1 protein-coding gene is annotated in these 1,480 nt (G+C 72.6%); it reads left to right on the top strand.

What is annotated here, in order from left to right; translation table 11 throughout:
* The coding region (locus GL263_RS26405) for a LacI family DNA-binding transcriptional regulator (protein ID WP_182858255.1) at nt 1-1,070 on the top strand (1,070 nt) is incomplete at its 5' end.
* Nucleotides 1,071-1,480 lie beyond the last annotated feature (410 nt).

Here is a 1,480-nt window from a genome sequence, read left to right as displayed (position 1 = left end):
CAGCAGGCGTGTCCATCACGACCGTCTCCGACGCGCTCAACGGCAAGGGGCGACTACCCGACGCCACCCGGCGCCATGTCAGAGAGGTCGCCGACCGCCTCGGCTACCGCCCCTCCGCCGCCGCCCGCACCCTGCGCACGGGCAAATCCGGCCTCATCGGCCTCACGGTCACCACCTACGGCGAAGAACCGTTCACCTTCACCGAGTTCGCCTACTTCGCCGACATGGTCAGGGCCGCCACGTCCGCCGCGCTCGCCCGCGGCTACGCGCTGGTGATCCTGCCCGCACCCGCCCGGCACCGCACCCTGGACGTCTGGTCCAACGTCGCCCTCGACGGCACCGTTGTCATCGACCCCGCCGACCACGACCCCGTGGTCACCGAACTCGTCCAGCAGGGCATCCCCGTCGTCTCCGACGGCCGCCCCGCCGACTCCCTGCCGGTCACCGCCTGGGTCGACAACGACCACGAGGCCGCCGTCACCCATCTCCTCGACCACCTCGCCGACTCCGGCGCCCGCCGCATCGGCCTGCTCACCGGCACCAGCACGGACACCTACACCCGGCTGTCCACCAGCGCCTACCTGCGGTGGTGCGAGCGCGTCGGACAGGACCCGGTCTACGAGGCGTACCCGGCGCACGACCCGCGCGCCGGCGCCGTCGCCGCCGACCGGCTGCTCGCCCGCCCCGACCGGCCCGACGCCGTCTACGGGCTTTTCGACCCGAACGGCACCGACCTGCTCGCCGCCGCCCGCCGCTACGGCCTGCGCGTCCCGGAGGACCTGCTGCTCGTCTGCTGCAGCGAGTCCACGGTGTACGCGGCGACCGAGCCGCCCATCACCACGCTCTCCCTCAAACCGGGCGACATCGGCACGACCGTCGTCCAACTCCTGATCGACGCCATCGAGAGCGACGACCGGCGCCCCGCCCCCGGGCCCAGCGGGCCGCCGGTGCCCCACGCGCCGCGCCAGCGCATCATGCCCACGGACCTGATCGTGCGGACGTCCTCCCAACGGCGCAGCCGCAGCCCCAAGGTCAACCCGCCGCGCCCGCCCCACGCCGACGACCGGTGACCGCCGACCCGGCCGGCCACGACCGGCCAGCGGAACAGAGCCCACCGGAAGACCGGCCAGCGGGACGGAGACAGCCGGAAGACAGACCGCCGGAAGGCCGATCACCTCTTCGCGGTACGGGGTAAACGGAGAATTCAGGAGAAATTCCCGTGGCGGCGCTTCATGGCGGCAATCGGCACCCCCCTGGTGCGTCGCAACCCGCGGGGCTCGTTCCTATGATGGGCGGACGGCATCCGGGCTGGCTCGGACCAGATCATGCTCACAAGCGTGCACAGCGGCAGACAACGGTGGAGGGGTCGATGACTCAGGGGGCCGGTCAGGGACCCGACGCATGGCAGCACGCTCACCCGGGCAGTGCCGCGCCGCGGGTCGCCTCCCAGGACGACGGCTACACCCCGACCGAGCGGAAC

The organism is Streptomyces durbertensis (genome assembly GCF_014156695.1).
Taxonomy (GTDB): domain Bacteria; phylum Actinomycetota; class Actinomycetes; order Streptomycetales; family Streptomycetaceae; genus Streptomyces; species Streptomyces durbertensis.
This window is presented reverse-complemented; position numbering and strand designations above follow the sequence as displayed.